Source organism: Klebsiella ornithinolytica, assembly GCF_030505655.1.
In the GTDB taxonomy this organism is placed as follows: Bacteria; Pseudomonadota; Gammaproteobacteria; order Enterobacterales; family Enterobacteriaceae; genus Klebsiella; species Klebsiella ornithinolytica.
Map to the genome: position 1 here is coordinate 5,289,795 of NZ_CP130153.1, position 17,670 is coordinate 5,307,464.

A 17,670-nucleotide genomic window follows, 5' to 3' on the forward strand; every position below is an offset into this window, starting at 1 on the left:
CCACGTAAAGCTAATCTTAGTTCGCAGAAGCGCTCAGACCAGCCTGATCAACGGCAACACCAGCACCCATGGTGGTGGAGATGCTAACTTTCTTGATGTACACGCCTTTAGCCTGAGTCGGTTTTGCTTTTTTCAGCGCAACCAGCAGAGCTTCCAGGTTTTCTTTCAGTTTGTCAGCGTCAAAGTCCACTTTACCGATGGTGGTGTGGATGATGCCGTTTTTGTCGTTACGATAACGAACCTGACCTGCTTTAGCGTTCTTAACAGCTTCAGCAACGTTCGGAGTAACGGTACCCACTTTCGGGTTTGGCATCAGGCCGCGTGGACCCAGAACCTGGCCCAGCTGGCCAACAACGCGCATTGCATCCGGAGAAGCAATAACAACGTCAAAGTTCATTTCGCCTTTTTTGATCTGGTCAGCCAGATCTTCCATACCTACCAGCTCGGCGCCTGCAGCTTTAGCAGCTTCAGCGTTCGGGCCCTGGGCAAATACGGCTACGCGAACGGAACGGCCAGTACCGTGCGGCAGTACAGTCGCGCCACGGACGTTCTGGTCAGATTTACGCGCGTCGATGCCGAGGTTAACGGCAACGTCTACGCTTTCAACGAACTTAGCAGTAGCCAGTTCTTTCAGCAGAGAGATGGCTTCGTTGATGTCGTACTGTTTGGTCGCATCAACTTTGTCACGAATCACGGACATGCGCTTGGTCAGTTTAGCCATTTCTTAGTCCTCCACTACCAGGCCCATGGAACGTGCAGTACCTTCAATGGAGCGAGTCATCGCTTCAATGTCGGAACCAGTCATGTCGGCAGCTTTGGTCTGCGCGATTTCCTGCAGCTGAGCGCGGGAAATTTTACCAACTTTGTCTTTGTTCGGTTTACCGGAACCAGACTTGATACCAGCCGCTTTTTTCAGCAGAACTGCTGCCGGCGGAGTTTTGGTAACGAAAGTGAAAGAACGGTCAGCGTAAACGGTAATAACAACCGGAATCGGCAGACCTTTTTCCATGGATTCAGTTTTGGCGTTGAACGCTTTGCAGAATTCCATGATGTTCACACCCTGCTGACCCAGTGCTGGACCAACCGGCGGACTCGGGTTTGCCATACCAGCTGCAACCTGCAGCTTGACGTAGGCTTGTACTTTCTTAGCCATTTAAATTTCCTCGTTTGGGTGTAGCGCCTGAAAAGGCTCCCCGTGATAAATATCGCTTTATGGGAATCAGACCCATAAAAACAAAAGGCGCGAAATTGTATGTCAATTTCGCGCCTCATGCAACGATTAAATCGCTGCTTTTTTGATCGCCGGTTAGGCTTTCTCTACCTGAGCAAAGTCCAGTTCAACCGGAGTCGCACGACCGAAGATAGAAACAGAGACCTTCAGACGAGACTTCTCGTAGTCAACTTCTTCAACCACGCCGTTAAAGTCAGCAAACGGACCATCGCTGACGCGAACCATTTCGCCCGGCTCGAACAGCGTTTTCGGACGCGGCTTATCGCCAACCTGCTGCAGGCGATTCATGATCGCATCAACTTCTTTGTCGCTGATCGGTGCCGGACGGTCAGAAGTACCGCCGATAAAGCCCATCACGCGCGGTACGCTGCGCACCAGGTGCCAGCTTGCGTCGTTCATTACCATCTGGACCAGAACGTAACCCGGGAAGAATTTGCGCTCGCTCTTGCGGCGCTGGCCACCACGGATCTCGACCACTTCTTCGGTCGGCACCATGACTTCGCCAAACAACTCTTCCATATTGTGTAATTTGATATGTTCACGCAACGAGGTAGCTACGCGACCTTCAAAACCGGAAAACGCCTGAACGACGTACCAACGTTTTTTAGGAGCTTCAGACATCTCAGAACCTCAGGCCAGTGATAAAGGATACCAGGCGAACCAGAATACCATCCAGTCCCCACAGGATCAGTGACATTACCGCAGTAACCGCAGCAACAATCAGCGTGGTGTGCAGCGTTTCCTGGCGAGTTGGCCAGATAACCTTGCGGACTTCGGTTCTCGCTTCGCGGGCGAAGGCGACGGTCGCCTTACCTTTAGTGGTTAACAGCGCGACGCCACCGGCAGCAGCGATCAGAATCACTACAGCCAGCGCACGCACCGCCAGCATAATGTCACGATAAAGGAAGTTGCCTACGATGGCCACAATCAGCAGCGCAGCAACGATCACCCACTTCATCGCTTCCAGGCCGCGCCCGCTCCCTTGAGCTTCGGTATTCGCACTCATAAACCAACCTGTCACAAGAATTCAGACAAATAATTTTGCCCCGCGAGAGCGAGGCAACCAAACCGAAATGCTCTGCTGCGTTTCGGACTTAACGCCCTCTACAGAGCCTGTCTCAGCAATGATTATGGCAAAAAAAATCACTGATGAGCCAGGTTCTGGTTCGAAAGCGTGCAAAAAGGGCATCAAATGATGCCCTTTTATTGCGCATTGCGTCAAATGTTATCAGCGATTAGCCGAGAACTTTTGCTACCACGCCAGCGCCAACGGTACGGCCGCCTTCACGGATTGCGAAACGCAGACCGTCGTCCATCGCGATCGGGTGAATCAGGGTAACAACCATTTTGATGTTGTCGCCCGGCATGACCATCTCTACGCCTTCCGGCAGTTCGATGGTGCCAGTCACGTCAGTTGTACGGAAGTAGAACTGCGGACGGTAGCCTTTGAAGAACGGAGTATGACGGCCGCCTTCGTCTTTGGACAGAATGTACACTTCAGATTCGAACTTGGTGTGCGGCTTGATAGAGCCCGGCTTAGCCAGTACCTGACCACGTTCGATTTCTTCACGTTTGATACCACGCAGCAGAACACCAACGTTCTCACCAGCACGGCCTTCGTCCAGCAGTTTGCGGAACATTTCAACGCCAGTACAGGTAGACTTCGCAGTCTCTTTGATACCAACGATTTCAACTTCTTCGCCCACTTTGATGATACCGCGCTCTACACGACCGGTAACAACGGTACCACGACCGGAGATGGAGAATACGTCTTCGATCGGCAGCAGGAACGGCTTGTCAATCGCACGCTCTGGTTCCGGGATGTAAGAATCCAGGTAGCCAGCCAGTTCGATGATTTTCGCTTCCCAGTCTGCTTCGCCTTCCAGCGCTTTCAGAGCGGAACCACGAACGATCGGCGTGTCGTCGCCCGGGAAGTCGTACTGAGACAGCAGCTCACGGACTTCCATTTCAACCAGTTCCAGCAGCTCTTCGTCATCAACCATGTCGCATTTGTTCAGGAACACGATGATGTACGGAACGCCTACCTGACGACCCAGCAGGATGTGCTCACGAGTCTGCGGCATCGGGCCGTCAGTCGCAGCAACAACCAGGATCGCACCATCCATCTGAGCAGCACCGGTGATCATGTTTTTAACATAGTCGGCGTGGCCCGGGCAGTCTACGTGTGCGTAGTGGCGAGTCGGGGTGTCATATTCAACGTGAGAAGTGTTGATGGTGATACCACGAGCTTTCTCTTCCGGCGCGTTATCGATCTGGTCGAATGCGCGAGCAGAACCACCGTAGGTTTTAGCCAGAACGGTAGTGATTGCAGCAGTCAGCGTTGTTTTACCATGGTCAACGTGGCCGATAGTACCGACGTTAACGTGCGGTTTTGTACGTTCAAACTTTTCTTTAGACATCGATTGTCCCTCTAAGACACGGATAAATCGGTGATATCACCACATCAACCGGGCAACATGCCCGACTTGTTGAATGCAATAAACAGAGAGAAACAGGGAAGGAGAGATAAAGAAGTGGTGCTGATACCCAGAGTCGAACTGGGGACCTCACCCTTACCAAGGGTGCGCTCTACCAACTGAGCCATATCAGCACGTCTGGAGCGGGCAGCGGGAATCGAACCCGCATCATCAGCTTGGAAGGCTGAGGTAATAGCCATTATACGATGCCCGCATCCTGAAACTCGGCTACCCAGTTCTTTCTATAACAAAAAAAAGAGACTTATCTCTTTTTCTGTTTGAGTTGATTAGTTTAACCAAGCAACTCTGGCTCCGCAAAGCGTTGCCGAAAGATGGTGGTGGGGGAAGGATTCGAACCTTCGAAGTCGATGACGGCAGATTTACAGTCTGCTCCCTTTGGCCGCTCGGGAACCCCACCAGGCACTTGATGGTGCCGACTACCGGAATCGAACTGGTGACCTACTGATTACAAGTCAGTTGCTCTACCTACTGAGCTAAGTCGGCATCAAGTAGCGCGCATTTTAGGGAGACCTGCGAGTTCATGCAACTAAAAAATTGCATAAAATGTTCCATTGCTCATATTTTGTGCTCAAACAAGGAAAATCGTTGCAATTTCAAACAACGGAGCACAAAAAAACGGCATTTACCTAAGCGTAAATCGTACGCTGACCCGGGATATTTTGTTCAAGACCGGCATTTTTGATCTCCCGGGCGATTTCCTGAGCACCTCTGCATACGATAATCGATCTTTTAGCCCGCAAAGCAGATATTCCAGCTTCGCCTGGCTGCATCGCTGACGACTCCCTTTCGCGGCATTTATCGCTCACGTAACCTGGGCGCTCTATTCACCTGTTTAGTAATTACCTGCGCACCCCGCTCTTGTGATGTCTGCATTAGAAAGCACTATCCGATGAGTTTTTTTCTTATTATTCCTCGCAATCTGGTGTTACCCTCCTGCCCATTGTCCTGATTAACTTGTGTGAAGCATCCCTCGCTGCATTTGATTCGGCGATGCTAAGAACATGCTTATGAGCAAAAAAGAGCAGACGTTAATGACACCCTATCTACAATTTAACCGCAACCAATGGGCTGCACTTCGTGATTCCGTTCCGATGACGCTGACAGAGGAAGAAATCACGCGGTTAAAAGGCATCAACGAAGATCTTTCTCTTGAAGAAGTTGCCGAGATCTATTTGCCGCTGTCGCGTTTGCTTAATTTCTATATCAGTTCTAACTTGCGCCGTCAGGCCGTGCTGGAACAATTCCTCGGAACTAACGGGCAACGCATTCCCTATATCATCAGTATTGCCGGGAGCGTTGCGGTAGGGAAAAGCACAACGGCGCGCGTATTACAGGCGCTGCTCAGCCGCTGGCCGGAACATCGTCATGTTGAATTGATAACGACCGATGGCTTCTTGCATCCTAACGCCGTATTGAAAGAACGCGGGCTGATGAAGAAGAAAGGCTTCCCGCAATCCTATGATATGCATCGTCTGGTCAAGTTCGTCTCCGACCTGAAATCCGGTATCCCTAACGCTACCGCTCCGGTTTATTCGCATCTGATTTATGATGTGATCCCCGATGGAGATAAAACCGTCGCGCAGCCGGACATTTTGATTCTGGAAGGATTAAATGTTTTACAAAGCGGGATGGATTATCCTCATGATCCGCACCACGTATTTGTATCTGACTTCGTTGACTTTTCGATATATGTTGATGCGCCCGAAGAATTGCTAAAAACATGGTATATCAACCGCTTCTTAAAATTCCGTGAAGGGGCTTTTACTGACCCGGACTCTTATTTCCATAATTACGCAAAGCTTTCCAAAGACGAAGCTGTGAACATTGCCACCTCATTATGGAATGAGATTAACCTGCTGAATTTAAAAGAAAACATATTACCAACTCGTGAACGAGCCAGTCTTATCATGACGAAAAGTGCTAATCACTCCGTTGATCAGGTTCGGTTACGGAAATAACGATTACAGAAAATAAAAAGGGAGCCTGGGCTCCCTTTTTATTCAGTTTATTCTGCACTGCGCAATGATATCTCACCACCAACCCAGGGTTTTATCACGCCATCCTGCTCAAGCAATAACGCGCCCTGAGTATCGATACCGCGCGAAATACCAAATATTTCTTTATCGCCAATAATAAGCTTCACCGGGCGGTTGAGGAAGTTATCTAATTTCTCCCAACGCGTCAGATAAGGCGCCAGGCCATCCTGCTCAAAGAGCTGCAGGCCCGCACGAAGCTCTTTAATCAGGCGCGCGGCCAGCGTATTACGATCGATAGATACGCCAGCTTCCTGCAAGCTAATCCATCCCTGGTTTACGACATCTGACTCGACGTGACGCATGGCCAGGTTGATCCCCGCCCCGCTGACTATCTGTGCCGCATCGCCGGTTTTTCCCGTCAGCTCAACCAAAATACCTGACAGTTTACGATCCTGAAGATAGAGGTCATTTGGCCACTTCACCCGAACTTTATCAGCCCCCAGGCTCTGGAGCACTTCTGCAATAACAATCCCGATGACCAGACTCAATCCCACTGCGGCAGCGGGCCCTTGCTCAAGCCGCCAGTACATCGAGAGATAGAGGTTTGCGCCAAAGGGAGAAAACCACTTGCGCCCTCGACGACCGCGGCCGGCCTGCTGATATTCAGCAACACAGGCATCGCCGGATTGCAATTCATTAAGACGATCCAGCAAATACTGGTTCGTCGAGTCAATAACGGGAAGCACTGTTACCCGTCCATGTTCGATCTGTGCAGCGATTCGCTGTTCATCTAATAGCTGGATCGGCTCTGGCAGGCTGTAACCTTTTCCTGGGACGGTGAACACATCAACTCCCCAGTCGCGGAGAGTCTGAATATGTTTATTGATTGCCGCCCGACTCATTCCCAGACGCTCGCCAAGTTGCTCTCCGGAATGAAATTCGCCATCCGCTAAAATTGATATCAATGTCAGGGGGATTGTATTATCTCTCATGCAATAGCCTCCTCGGCATTCACTTCACCGGTTGCGCCAATAAAGCGGACTTCCGGCTGGAGCCAGACATTGAACTTCTCGCCTACCTGCTGACGGACATAATGCGCCAGCTTAATGACATCGTCGCTGGTTGCCTGATTAGCATTGATTAATACTAAAGCCTGCTGACGATGCACCGCGGCCCCGCCGATGGTTTTCCCTTTCAGCTGGCATTGATCGATTAGCCAGCCTGCGGCCAGTTTTATACGCCCATCTGCCTGCGGGTAGTGCGGAGCATTCGGGAACATGGCCAGTAGCGTCTGCCCTTTCCCGGCATCAATCACCGGATTTTTAAAGAAACTGCCGGCATTTCCACTCACCTTCGGATCAGGGAGCTTAGTCATTCGCATATGACAAACGGCGTCAAACACCTGACGCGGAGTCACGGTCTGTCGGTCAAGGCGGGTCAGGTCACCGTAGGTTAATATCGGATCCCAGACCTTTGTCAGGCGGAGACCTACCGCAACGATGGCAAAGCGATCCTGGTATTCATGTTTGAAAATACTGTCACGATAGCCAAAACGGCATTCACTCGCAGAAAGACGCTGCTTATGGCCAGTTGCCAGCTCGATACAATCAACATACTGGCAAACACGCTGCAGCTCGACGCCATATGCGCCGATATTCTGAATCGGGGAAGAGCCTGCACACCCTGGAATCAAGGCGAGGTTTTCCAGACCCGGCATGTCATTATCCAGCGTAAACTGCACCAGTTGATGCCAGTTTTCTCCGGCGCCAACGTGTAGATGCCAGGCATCAGGCGTTTCCGTGACCTCAATTCCCATAATGCGGTTGATTATCACCGTACCGGCATAATCCTTCAGGAAGAGTACGTTGCTCCCTTCACCAAGGATCAAAACGGGCTGATCCTCTGCAGTGGCCTGTTGCCATGCGGACAATAGCTGCTGTTCATTTTCAGCACGTACAATCGCTTTGGCCATGCGGTCAATGCCAAAGGTGTTCCAGGGTTTGAGGGAGTGATTCATAGTGGCTTCCTGATGCAAAATCTGCACTAGTTTACCGTATCTGCTGGGGGAAGGCTTGCTTGATTGCGGCCAGGCGGCTATTCAGGATGTTTTAGTTTTTCATGGATAAAGACGCAAAAAGCCCGTCCGTGAGGACGGGCTTCTGACTGATTTGATGCCTGGCCGTTTATGGCGGACATCCTGCCCCGGTGAGTGTTTCCCGGCAAACAGCAGGCAAACAAAAAAACCCCATGCTTTCGCATGAGGTTTCTTCGCGTGTTTGATGCCTGGCAGTTCCCTACTCTCACATGGGGAGACCCCACACTACCATCGGCGCTACGGCGTTTCACTTCTGAGTTCGGCATGGGGTCAGGTGGGACCACCGCGCTATCGCCGCCAGGCAAATTCTGTTTTCACCCCGCATTCCTGCGCGATGATTTAATCTGTAATCAAGCTGAACATTCGTCTCTTCGCCAAAACAGCTTCGGCGTTGTAAGGTTAAGCCTCACGGTTCATTAGTATCGGTTAGCTCAACGTATCGCTACGCTTACACACCCGACCTATCAACGTCGTCGTCTTCAACGTTCCTTCAGGACTCTCAAGGAGTCAGGGAGAACTCATCTCGGGGCAAGTTTCGTGCTTAGATGCTTTCAGCACTTATCTTTTCCGCATTTAGCTACCGGGCAATGCCATTGGCATGACAACCCGAACACCAGTGATGCGTCCACTCCGGTCCTCTCGTACTAGGAGCAGCCCCCCTCAATTCTCCAGCGCCCACGGCAGATAGGGACCGAACTGTCTCACGACGTTCTAAACCCAGCTCGCGTACCACTTTAAATGGCGAACAGCCATACCCTTGGGACCTACTTCAGCCCCAGGATGTGATGAGCCGACATCGAGGTGCCAAACACCGCCGTCGATATGAACTCTTGGGCGGTATCAGCCTGTTATCCCCGGAGTACCTTTTATCCGTTGAGCGATGGCCCTTCCATTCAGAACCACCGGATCACTATGACCTGCTTTCGCACCTGCTCGCGCCGTCACGCTCGCAGTCAAGCTAGCTTATGCCATTGCACTAACCTCCTGATGTCCGACCAGGATTAGCTAACCTTCGTGCTCCTCCGTTACTCTTTGGGAGGAGACCGCCCCAGTCAAACTACCCACCAGACACTGTCCGCAACCCGGATCACGGGTCTACGTTAGAACATCAAACATTAAAGGGTGGTATTTCAAGGTTGGCTCCACGCAGACTGGCGTCCACGCTTCAAAGCCTCCCACCTATCCTACACATCAAGGCTCAATGTTCAGTGTCAAGCTATAGTAAAGGTTCACGGGGTCTTTCCGTCTTGCCGCGGGTACACTGCATCTTCACAGCGAGTTCAATTTCACTGAGTCTCGGGTGGAGACAGCCTGGCCATCATTACGCCATTCGTGCAGGTCGGAACTTACCCGACAAGGAATTTCGCTACCTTAGGACCGTTATAGTTACGGCCGCCGTTTACCGGGGCTTCGATCAAGAGCTTCTCCTTACGGATAACCCCATCAATTAACCTTCCGGCACCGGGCAGGCGTCACACCGTATACGTCCACTTTCGTGTTTGCACAGTGCTGTGTTTTTAATAAACAGTTGCAGCCAGCTGGTATCTTCGACTGATTTCAGCTCCACGAGCAAGTCGCTTCACCTACCATCAGCGTGCCTTCTCCCGAAGTTACGGCACCATTTTGCCTAGTTCCTTCACCCGAGTTCTCTCAAGCGCCTTGGTATTCTCTACCTGACCACCTGTGTCGGTTTGGGGTACGATTCGTTGTTACCTGATGCTTAGAGGCTTTTCCTGGAAGCAGGGCATTTGTTACTTCAGCACCGTAGTGCCTCGTCATCACACCTCAGCGTTAACAGAAGTCCGGATTTACCTAAACTTCCCGCCTACATGCTTAAACCGGGACAACCGTCGCCCGGCTAACATAGCCTTCTCCGTCCCCCCTTCGCAGTAACACCGAGTACAGGAATATTAACCTGTTTCCCATCGACTACGCCTTTCGGCCTCGCCTTAGGGGTCGACTCACCCTGCCCCGATTAACGTTGGACAGGAACCCTTGGTCTTCCGGCGAGCGGGCTTTTCACCCGCTTTATCGTTACTTATGTCAGCATTCGCACTTCTGATACCTCCAGCAACCCTCACAGGCCACCTTCAACGGCTTACAGAACGCTCCCCTACCCAACAACACATAGTGTCGCTGCCGCAGCTTCGGTGCATGGTTTAGCCCCGTTACATCTTCCGCGCAGGCCGACTCGACCAGTGAGCTATTACGCTTTCTTTAAATGATGGCTGCTTCTAAGCCAACATCCTGGCTGTCTGTGCCTTCCCACATCGTTTCCCACTTAACCATGACTTTGGGACCTTAGCTGGCGGTCTGGGTTGTTTCCCTCTTCACGACGGACGTTAGCACCCGCCGTGTGTCTCCCGTGATAACATTCTTCGGTATTCGTAGTTTGCATCGGGTTGGTAAGTCGGGATGACCCCCTAGCCGAAACAGTGCTCTACCCCCGAAGATGAGTTCACGAGGCGCTACCTAAATAGCTTTCGGGGAGAACCAGCTATCTCCCGGTTTGATTGGCCTTTCACCCCCAGCCACAAGTCATCCGCTAATTTTTCAACATTAGTCGGTTCGGTCCTCCAGTTAGTGTTACCCAACCTTCAACCTGCCCATGGCTAGATCACCGGGTTTCGGGTCTATACCCTGCAACTTAACGCCCAGTTAAGACTCGGTTTCCCTGCGGCTCCCCTATACGGTTAACCTTGCTACAGAATATAAGTCGCTGACCCATTATACAAAAGGTACGCAGTCACCTAACAAGTAGGCTCCCACTGCTTGTACGTACACGGTTTCAGGTTCTTTTTCACTCCCCTCGCCGGGGTTCTTTTCGCCTTTCCCTCACGGTACTGGTTCACTATCGGTCAGTCAGGAGTATTTAGCCTTGGAGGATGGTCCCCCCATATTCAGACAGGATACCACGTGTCCCGCCCTACTCTTCGAGTTCACAACGTGTGCATTTTAGTGTACGGGGCTATCACCCTGTACCGCCGGACTTTCCAGACCGTTCCACTAACACACGCGCTGATTCAGACTCTGGGCTCCTCCCCGTTCGCTCGCCGCTACTGGGGGAATCTCGGTTGATTTCTTTTCCTCGGGGTACTTAGATGTTTCAGTTCCCCCGGTTCGCTTCGTTAAGCTATGTATTCACTTAACGATAGTGTGACGAATCACACTGGGTTTCCCCATTCGGAAATCGCCGGTTATAACGGTTCATATCACCTTACCGACGCTTATCGCAGATTAGCACGTCCTTCATCGCCTCTGACTGCCAGGGCATCCACCGTGTACGCTTAGTCGCTTAACCTCACAACCCGAAGCTGTTTCGTAAAACAGTCCGCGTTGCGAAAATTTGAGAGACTCGAACACACCGCTTTTCCTTTCTTATTACGGAGAAAGGAAACAGTGTGTCGTTTCAATTTTCAGCTTGATCCAGATTTTTAAAGAGCAAAACTTCGCAGCATACCTTTTCAGGTACACTCTGAAGTTTTCTTGTTGTGCAGCAGTAAAGGATGGTGGAGCTATGCGGGATCGAACCGCAGACCTCCTGCGTGCAAGGCAGGCGCTCTCCCAGCTGAGCTATAACCCCATCGTAATGCTAAATCTCTTGTACCGGTAATTCAGACTGAGACAAGGCGTGGAAGGACGAAGCATACTGAAGTATGCGAGTCGTTTCACAACGCAGTATTCAGGATGAATTTGGTAGGCCTGAGTGGACTTGAACCACCGACCTCACCCTTATCAGGGGTGCGCTCTAACCACCTGAGCTACAAGCCTGCAGAGATTTTTTACTGCTTATTTTTCATCAGACAATCTGTGTGGACACTACAAAGGCAGGTTCTTTCAGGTAAGGAGGTGATCCAACCGCAGGTTCCCCTACGGTTACCTTGTTACGACTTCACCCCAGTCATGAATCACAAAGTGGTAAGCGCCCTCCCGAAGGTTAAGCTACCTACTTCTTTTGCAACCCACTCCCATGGTGTGACGGGCGGTGTGTACAAGGCCCGGGAACGTATTCACCGTAGCATTCTGATCTACGATTACTAGCGATTCCGACTTCATGGAGTCGAGTTGCAGACTCCAATCCGGACTACGACATACTTTATGAGGTCCGCTTGCTCTCGCGAGGTCGCTTCTCTTTGTATATGCCATTGTAGCACGTGTGTAGCCCTACTCGTAAGGGCCATGATGACTTGACGTCATCCCCACCTTCCTCCAGTTTATCACTGGCAGTCTCCTTTGAGTTCCCGGCCGAACCGCTGGCAACAAAGGATAAGGGTTGCGCTCGTTGCGGGACTTAACCCAACATTTCACAACACGAGCTGACGACAGCCATGCAGCACCTGTCTCAGAGTTCCCGAAGGCACCAAAGCATCTCTGCTAAGTTCTCTGGATGTCAAGAGTAGGTAAGGTTCTTCGCGTTGCATCGAATTAAACCACATGCTCCACCGCTTGTGCGGGCCCCCGTCAATTCATTTGAGTTTTAACCTTGCGGCCGTACTCCCCAGGCGGTCGACTTAACGCGTTAGCTCCGGAAGCCACTCCTCAAGGGAACAACCTCCAAGTCGACATCGTTTACAGCGTGGACTACCAGGGTATCTAATCCTGTTTGCTCCCCACGCTTTCGCACCTGAGCGTCAGTCTTTGTCCAGGGGGCCGCCTTCGCCACCGGTATTCCTCCAGATCTCTACGCATTTCACCGCTACACCTGGAATTCTACCCCCCTCTACAAGACTCAAGCCTGCCAGTTTCAAATGCAGTTCCCAGGTTGAGCCCGGGGATTTCACATCTGACTTAACAGACCGCCTGCGTGCGCTTTACGCCCAGTAATTCCGATTAACGCTTGCACCCTCCGTATTACCGCGGCTGCTGGCACGGAGTTAGCCGGTGCTTCTTCTGCGAGTAACGTCAATCGCCAAGGTTATTAACCTTAACGCCTTCCTCCTCGCTGAAAGTACTTTACAACCCGAAGGCCTTCTTCATACACGCGGCATGGCTGCATCAGGCTTGCGCCCATTGTGCAATATTCCCCACTGCTGCCTCCCGTAGGAGTCTGGACCGTGTCTCAGTTCCAGTGTGGCTGGTCATCCTCTCAGACCAGCTAGGGATCGTCGCCTAGGTGAGCCATTACCCCACCTACTAGCTAATCCCATCTGGGCACATCTGATGGCATGAGGCCCGAAGGTCCCCCACTTTGGTCTTGCGACGTTATGCGGTATTAGCTACCGTTTCCAGTAGTTATCCCCCTCCATCAGGCAGTTTCCCAGACATTACTCACCCGTCCGCCGCTCGTCACCCGAGAGCAAGCTCTCTGTGCTACCGCTCGACTTGCATGTGTTAGGCCTGCCGCCAGCGTTCAATCTGAGCCATGATCAAACTCTTCAATTTAAGTTTGATGCTCGTGAATTAAACTTCGTAATGAATTACGTGTTCACTCAGAGACTTGGTATTCATTTTTCGTCCGAGGACGTTAAGAATCCATGTCACTTTGAGTGCCCACACAGATTGTCTGATAAATTGTTAAAGAGCAGTGCGACGGCGCTGAGCGCTCTGTCGCGAGGTCCCGTATAATACGTTTTCCTCATTCAGAGTCAAGCATTTATTTTTGCTTTTCTCTGCCGGTGTTCATCGCTGAACCCCGCTAACCCGGCGGCCTGTAAGCCGTTGTTCCGTGTCAGTGGAGGCGCATTATAGGGAGTTCTGAGACGTTGACAAGCCCTGTTTTAAAAAAACTTTTCAACCGCTCAAATTCCCGCCATCACGCCCATTTTATGGGCTATTTGCTCGTCATTTGTGCGACTTCCCGCGCAAAATTGGCAACCTGCTTCCAGTCGGTATAGACAACTTCTTTACTGGTATCCGTTTCACCGCCGGTCATCTTCATTATCAGACGAATCATGACGCGATCGTACCAACTATAGCGCGGGTAGCGCAGCGCGCCGGCAAACACCGCGCTGCGCTGCGGTTGCCATGGTGAATTGAGCAGAAACTTACGCGTATAGCTATTTGTCTGCGGCGTGCGCTTCTCCGGCTTACGCGCCACGAGGTTCACCGAGAAAAACGCCCCCGGCAGCGCATTCAACGACTGCAGGTGTTTCTTCACGAAACGGTCCAGCGCCGGATGAAAGTGTCCGTAACGAATCGATGCACCAATCACCACGCGATCGTAGTGGCGCCATTCAACCTCTTCAGTACGGTTGAGATTAACCGTATCCGCATCGATACCCAGCTCTTTCAGCTCAGAGGCCAGGAAGGAGGCAATTTCACGCGTCTGCCCGTCGCGGGTAGAGAATAATATCAACGTTTTCACAAGCACTCCTGTTATTCGCGCCAGAAAGTGGGGGTAAAGAGCACCAGTAAGGTGAACACTTCCAGACGACCAAACAGCATATTAGCAATCAAGATCCATTTCGCGACCGGGTTCATTGTCGCGAAGTTGTCCGCCACTACGCCAAGTCCTGGCCCGAGGTTGTTTAACGTTGCCACAACCGAGGCGAAAGCAGAAAAGTCATCCACTCCGGTCGCGATGATCGCCAGCATGCTAATAATGAACACCAGCGCATAGGCAGAAAAGAATCCCCACACCGCCTCCAGAATACGTTCCGGCAGCGCACGGTTACCTAACTTAATACTGTATACCGCATTCGGATGCACCAGACGCTTGAGTTCCCGGTTCCCCTGTTTGAACAACAGCAGTATACGGATAACCTTCAGCCCGCCGCCCGTCGACCCGGCACAACCGCCAATAAATGCCGAGCACAATAGCAGCACCGGCAGGAATAACGGCCAGCGCGCGATACTGTCGGTGGTAAAGCCCGCGGTCGTCGCCATTGAGACGACCTGGAAGAAGGCCTGATTCAGCGTCGTCAGCGCCGAGCTATACACATCATGCAACCACAACACCAGCGTACAAATCACCACCAGCGTCAGTTGGACACCAATAAACATGCGGAATTCAGGATCGCGCCAGTACACCTTCAGACTGCGCCCGCTGAGCAATGAAAAATGGAGGCCATAGTTACAGCCTGAGATCAGCAGGAAAACCGCAATAATCGTGTTAATGGTTGGACTGTTAAAATACCCTACGCTGGCGTCATGCGTAGAAAAGCCGCCAATCGCGATAGTCGAAAAGCTGTGACCGATAGCATCAAATGCCGGCATACCCGCGAACCAGAGCGCAAGCGCACAGGCGACCGTCAACAGCACGTAGATAAGCCACAGCGTTTTGGCCGTCTCGGCGATACGCGGGCGCATCTTATTGTCCTTCAGTGGCCCCGGCATTTCCGCCCGATACAACTGCATCCCACCGACGCCCAGTATCGGCAGTATTGCTACTGCCAACACAATGATCCCCATACCGCCAAACCACTGCAGCATCTGTCGATAGAAGAGGATGGCATGTGGTAAAGAGTCCAACCCCACCAGCGTGGTGGCGCCGGTCGTAGTCAGGCCTGAGAATGACTCAAAAAACGCATCTGTTATCGTCAGATTCGGTTGTTCGGCGAAAATAAACGGTAGCGCACCGACGCTGCCCAGCACGGTCCAGAAGAGGACGACAATCAGAAAACCCTCGCGGGATTTCAGTTCGCCCTTTTCACGGCGGTTCGGCCACCATAATAAAGAGCCTATCGCCAGCGCGACAAAAAAGGTCTGGGTAAACGCCCGCCCCGCGCCATCGCGGTATATCAGGGCCACTAATCCCGGAAGGATCATCGTCCCCGAAAACAAAATGACCAACAGTCCAACGATTCGGGTTATGGCGCGAAAATGCATCTCTGGCGCTTCCTTTGGTATGCAAAAAATCAGGTGGGGATTATTCGTCAATCTTCAGTAATTGCAACGAACCACGACTAAAATCAGCCAGTTTTGTCGAAAAAGACGCCACTTCAGCTTGCGGAAGCGCCACACGAAGCTGGACGGAGGCCTGATAGTCACTGGCGACAATTTGTCCTGAGAACTGAGCCAACAGCGTTTCAACTCCGGCTAACTGCCCGTACTCACACTGCAAAGTATATGCGGTCAACGGCGTCTTGCGCTGCGTTGTCAGCCCGGCAAGCGCCTGATGGACGCCGCCGCCATACGCTTTAACCAGACCGCCGGTACCAAGTAAAATACCGCCGTAGTAGCGTACCACGACGGCCGTTATTTCGCCGACGCCGCTGCCCATCAGCTGCGCCAGCATAGGTTTACCCGCGGTGCCTGCCGGTTCGCCATCGTCAGAAAAACCCAGCTGTTGAGAGTCATTGGGTGGCCCGGCCACCCACGCCACACAATGATGACGGGCGTCAGGGTGCTCCGCCCTGACGGACTCAACAAACGCCTTTGCCGCTACCACGCCGTCAGTATGTGCCAACAGCGTGATAAAACGACTTTTTTTGATCTCTTCGACAAAGGTCACCGGCGCGGCCGGTATCAACCAGCTTTCCATTACGCCAGTTTCAGGTCACGCGTCATATTTTCAACACTGTTTTCGTGGATGACGACGTTATCTTCAATACGGATGCCGCCAAACGGCTTCAATGCTTCAATTTTTTGCCAGTTGAAGTGTTTGCTAAACTGCCCTTCACGCCACGGCGCCAGCAGAGATTCAATAAAGTAGATGCCCGGCTCGATGGTCAGCACCATACGCGGCTGCAAAATACGCGTGCAGCGCAGATAGGGATACTTCGACGGCGCCGCCAGATGGGTACCGGTATCATCCTGCATGAAACCGGCCACATCATGGACCTGCAGGCCCAGCGGATGGCCAATACCGTGCGGCATAAACGGTCCGGTCAGATCGTTTTCAACCATGGCCTCTTCGCTCATGTCGGTCACGATCTGGTGCTTACGCAACAGTTTAGCAATGCGTTGGTGGAACTGGATGTGGTAATCCACATAGCTTTTTCCAGCCTTCATCGTGCTAATCAGAGCCAGCTGCTCATCGTTAACGTCTTTAATCAAATGGGCAAAGTCATTATCGCCGTGTGCCGCCCAGGTACGCGTCAAGTCTGCCGCATAGCCGTTATATTCCGCTCCGGCATCCAGTAAGAAGCTGCGCGCTTCTGCCGGCGCACGATGATCCAGTTTGGTGTAATGCAGTACAGAGGCATGTTCGTTAAGCGCCACGATATTGCTGTAAGGCACATCGGTGTCGCGATGACCGGTAGCCGTCAGATACGCCTGGTTGATATCGAATTCGCTCATTCCTGAGAGGAATGCTTCATGGGCCGCGCGATGCCCGTTAACCGCCGACTTCTGCGCTTCGCGCATGCAGGCCAACTCATAATCGGTCTTAAAGGAACGATAGTAGTGCAGGAAATCAATCACCCCTTTCGGGTTGATATGGCTGGCAGCGATCTCCAGACCAAGCGCCCGCTCCGGCACCGGCCCGATATAGGCGATATTGCCGCGCGCCGCAGGCAGCTGGCTGCCAATACCGTCGGCTTTCGGCAGGGCAATCACTTCAACCTCTTCCGTCCAGAACGAGGTCGGCAGCGGTTCAACGTTATGCCAGTAATCAACCGGCAGGTAGAACCACAGTTTCGGTTTGTTGACGCCATCAACCAGCAGCCAGCAGTTGGGTACCTGCGTCACCGGGACCCAGGATTTAAATTGCGGGTTGACCTTAAACGGGTACGGATGATCGTCCAGGAAGACATTGACCAGCTCACCGGAGTGAATCAGCAACGCATCAAGGTTAAAACGAGCTAAAGCATCACGGGTACGTTCTTGTAGGGTAACGATATGATTTTTATAGAGCGCGGCTAGTGATTCCATCTTTCATCCTTTGCTTTTATTCGATCGTAATTCCCCGCATCTTAGCACATCGGCCCCGGGCAGGGTGATTTCCGCCAGGTGTGATCAGACCAGCATTTATTTAAAGACTCATTTGCA

At 52.0% G+C, this 17,670-nt stretch carries 12 protein-coding genes, 6 tRNA genes and 3 rRNA genes; 1 reads left to right on the forward strand and 20 read right to left on the reverse strand.

All coding sequences use genetic code 11. From position 1 onward, the window contains the following. Positions 1–16: 16 nt before the first annotated feature. The 9 genes from rplA to Q1L34_RS25030 form a co-directional block, all read right to left on the reverse strand. The gene (gene rplA / locus Q1L34_RS24990) at positions 17–721 is read right to left on the reverse strand and encodes a 50S ribosomal protein L1 (protein ID WP_004118413.1); all 705 of its coding nucleotides are present in this window, start codon (positions 719–721) and stop codon (positions 17–19) included. A 3-nt stretch (positions 722–724) separates the two neighbouring features. Beyond that, a complete protein-coding gene (gene rplK / locus Q1L34_RS24995; RefSeq protein WP_003862340.1) occupies positions 725–1,153 on the reverse strand; it encodes a 50S ribosomal protein L11 in 429 nt (142 codons plus the stop codon). Between the two features lie 153 nt (positions 1,154–1,306). Then, the gene (nusG, locus tag Q1L34_RS25000; RefSeq protein ID WP_002438628.1) at positions 1,307–1,852 is read right to left on the reverse strand and encodes a transcription termination/antitermination protein NusG; all 546 of its coding nucleotides are present in this window, start codon (positions 1,850–1,852) and stop codon (positions 1,307–1,309) included. A 1-nt stretch (position 1,853) separates the two neighbouring features. Then, positions 1,854–2,237: a preprotein translocase subunit SecE gene (gene secE, locus Q1L34_RS25005; RefSeq protein WP_004118411.1), complete on the reverse strand. Its 384-nt coding sequence runs from the start codon at positions 2,235–2,237 to the stop codon at positions 1,854–1,856. Positions 2,238–2,466: 229 nt separating this feature from the next. Continuing rightward, positions 2,467–3,651: an elongation factor Tu gene (tuf, locus tag Q1L34_RS25010; protein ID WP_004118409.1), complete on the reverse strand. Its 1,185-nt coding sequence runs from the start codon at positions 3,649–3,651 to the stop codon at positions 2,467–2,469. Positions 3,652–3,766: 115 nt separating this feature from the next. Continuing rightward, positions 3,767–3,842: transfer RNA gene (locus tag Q1L34_RS25015), tRNA-Thr, on the reverse strand. A 5-nt stretch (positions 3,843–3,847) separates the two neighbouring features. Then, positions 3,848–3,922 (reverse strand) — tRNA-Gly (locus tag Q1L34_RS25020). Positions 3,923–4,041: 119 nt separating this feature from the next. Continuing rightward, positions 4,042–4,126: transfer RNA gene (locus Q1L34_RS25025), tRNA-Tyr, on the reverse strand. 10 nt (positions 4,127–4,136) lie between these two features. Further along, positions 4,137–4,212: transfer RNA gene (locus tag Q1L34_RS25030), tRNA-Thr, on the reverse strand. Positions 4,213–4,736: 524 nt separating this feature from the next. On the opposite strand from Q1L34_RS25030, the gene coaA reads away from it, so the two are divergent. Further along, positions 4,737–5,687 (forward strand): type I pantothenate kinase, encoded by a 951-nt coding sequence (gene coaA, locus Q1L34_RS25035; RefSeq protein WP_015585388.1) that lies wholly within the window; start codon positions 4,737–4,739, stop codon positions 5,685–5,687. Positions 5,688–5,734: 47 nt separating this feature from the next. On the opposite strand, the gene birA is transcribed toward coaA, so the two are convergent. The 11 genes from birA to pepQ all read right to left on the reverse strand — a co-directional run bounded on the left by birA (position 5,735) and on the right by pepQ (position 17,553). Further along, positions 5,735–6,697, reverse strand: coding sequence for a bifunctional biotin--[acetyl-CoA-carboxylase] ligase/biotin operon repressor BirA (birA, locus tag Q1L34_RS25040; RefSeq protein ID WP_004118405.1), 963 nt, complete (start codon positions 6,695–6,697; stop codon positions 5,735–5,737). Next, entirely contained in the window at positions 6,694–7,722 is a 1,029-nt protein-coding gene (gene murB / locus Q1L34_RS25045; protein WP_015585389.1) for a UDP-N-acetylmuramate dehydrogenase, read from the reverse strand. The genes birA and murB overlap by 4 nt, the downstream gene beginning before the upstream one ends. Positions 7,723–7,986: 264 nt before the next feature. After that, positions 7,987–8,102: ribosomal RNA gene (gene rrf / locus Q1L34_RS25050) — 5S ribosomal RNA — on the reverse strand. Positions 8,103–8,195: 93 nt separating this feature from the next. Next, a 23S ribosomal RNA gene (locus tag Q1L34_RS25055) occupies positions 8,196–11,101 on the reverse strand. A 206-nt stretch (positions 11,102–11,307) separates the two neighbouring features. Next, a tRNA-Ala gene (locus Q1L34_RS25060) sits at positions 11,308–11,383 on the reverse strand. Positions 11,384–11,494: 111 nt separating this feature from the next. Continuing rightward, positions 11,495–11,571 (reverse strand) — tRNA-Ile (locus tag Q1L34_RS25065). Positions 11,572–11,642: 71 nt separating this feature from the next. Next, a 16S ribosomal RNA gene (locus Q1L34_RS25070) occupies positions 11,643–13,182 on the reverse strand. Together the 16S, 23S and 5S rRNA genes with 2 tRNA genes alongside form the textbook arrangement of a ribosomal RNA operon. 388 nt (positions 13,183–13,570) lie before the next feature. After that, positions 13,571–14,104: a menaquinone-dependent protoporphyrinogen IX dehydrogenase gene (hemG, locus tag Q1L34_RS25075; protein WP_032718488.1), complete on the reverse strand. Its 534-nt coding sequence runs from the start codon at positions 14,102–14,104 to the stop codon at positions 13,571–13,573. 11 nt (positions 14,105–14,115) lie between these two features. Then, positions 14,116–15,567, reverse strand: coding sequence for a Trk system potassium transporter TrkH (gene trkH / locus Q1L34_RS25080; protein WP_004119068.1), 1,452 nt, complete (start codon positions 15,565–15,567; stop codon positions 14,116–14,118). A gap of 40 nt (positions 15,568–15,607) precedes the next feature. Next, complete coding sequence (locus tag Q1L34_RS25085) at positions 15,608–16,222, reverse strand: IMPACT family protein (protein WP_015585390.1); 615 nt, start codon at positions 16,220–16,222, stop codon at positions 15,608–15,610. Beyond that, positions 16,222–17,553: a Xaa-Pro dipeptidase gene (gene pepQ, locus Q1L34_RS25090; protein WP_004869689.1), complete on the reverse strand. Its 1,332-nt coding sequence runs from the start codon at positions 17,551–17,553 to the stop codon at positions 16,222–16,224. Before pepQ ends, Q1L34_RS25085 begins: the two co-directional genes overlap by 1 nt. Positions 17,554–17,670: the final 117 nt, after the last annotated feature.

Coding starts and splice junctions, on each gene's coding strand:
- rplA (WP_004118413.1), bottom strand. CDS start 721: ATGGCTAAACTGACCAAGCGCATGTCCGTGATTCGTGACAAAGTTGAT.
- rplK (WP_003862340.1), bottom strand. CDS start 1,153: ATGGCTAAGAAAGTACAAGCCTACGTCAAGCTGCAGGTTGCAGCTGGT.
- nusG (WP_002438628.1), bottom strand. CDS start 1,852: ATGTCTGAAGCTCCTAAAAAACGTTGGTACGTCGTTCAGGCGTTTTCC.
- secE (WP_004118411.1), bottom strand. CDS start 2,237: ATGAGTGCGAATACCGAAGCTCAAGGGAGCGGGCGCGGCCTGGAAGCG.
- tuf (WP_004118409.1), bottom strand. CDS start 3,651: ATGTCTAAAGAAAAGTTTGAACGTACAAAACCGCACGTTAACGTCGGT.
- coaA (WP_015585388.1), top strand. CDS start 4,737: ATGAGCAAAAAAGAGCAGACGTTAATGACACCCTATCTACAATTTAAC.
- birA (WP_004118405.1), bottom strand. CDS start 6,697: ATGAGAGATAATACAATCCCCCTGACATTGATATCAATTTTAGCGGAT.
- murB (WP_015585389.1), bottom strand. CDS start 7,722: ATGAATCACTCCCTCAAACCCTGGAACACCTTTGGCATTGACCGCATG.
- trkH (WP_004119068.1), bottom strand. CDS start 15,567: ATGCATTTTCGCGCCATAACCCGAATCGTTGGACTGTTGGTCATTTTG.
- Q1L34_RS25085 (WP_015585390.1), bottom strand. CDS start 16,222: ATGGAAAGCTGGTTGATACCGGCCGCGCCGGTGACCTTTGTCGAAGAG.
- pepQ (WP_004869689.1), bottom strand. CDS start 17,553: ATGGAATCACTAGCCGCGCTCTATAAAAATCATATCGTTACCCTACAA.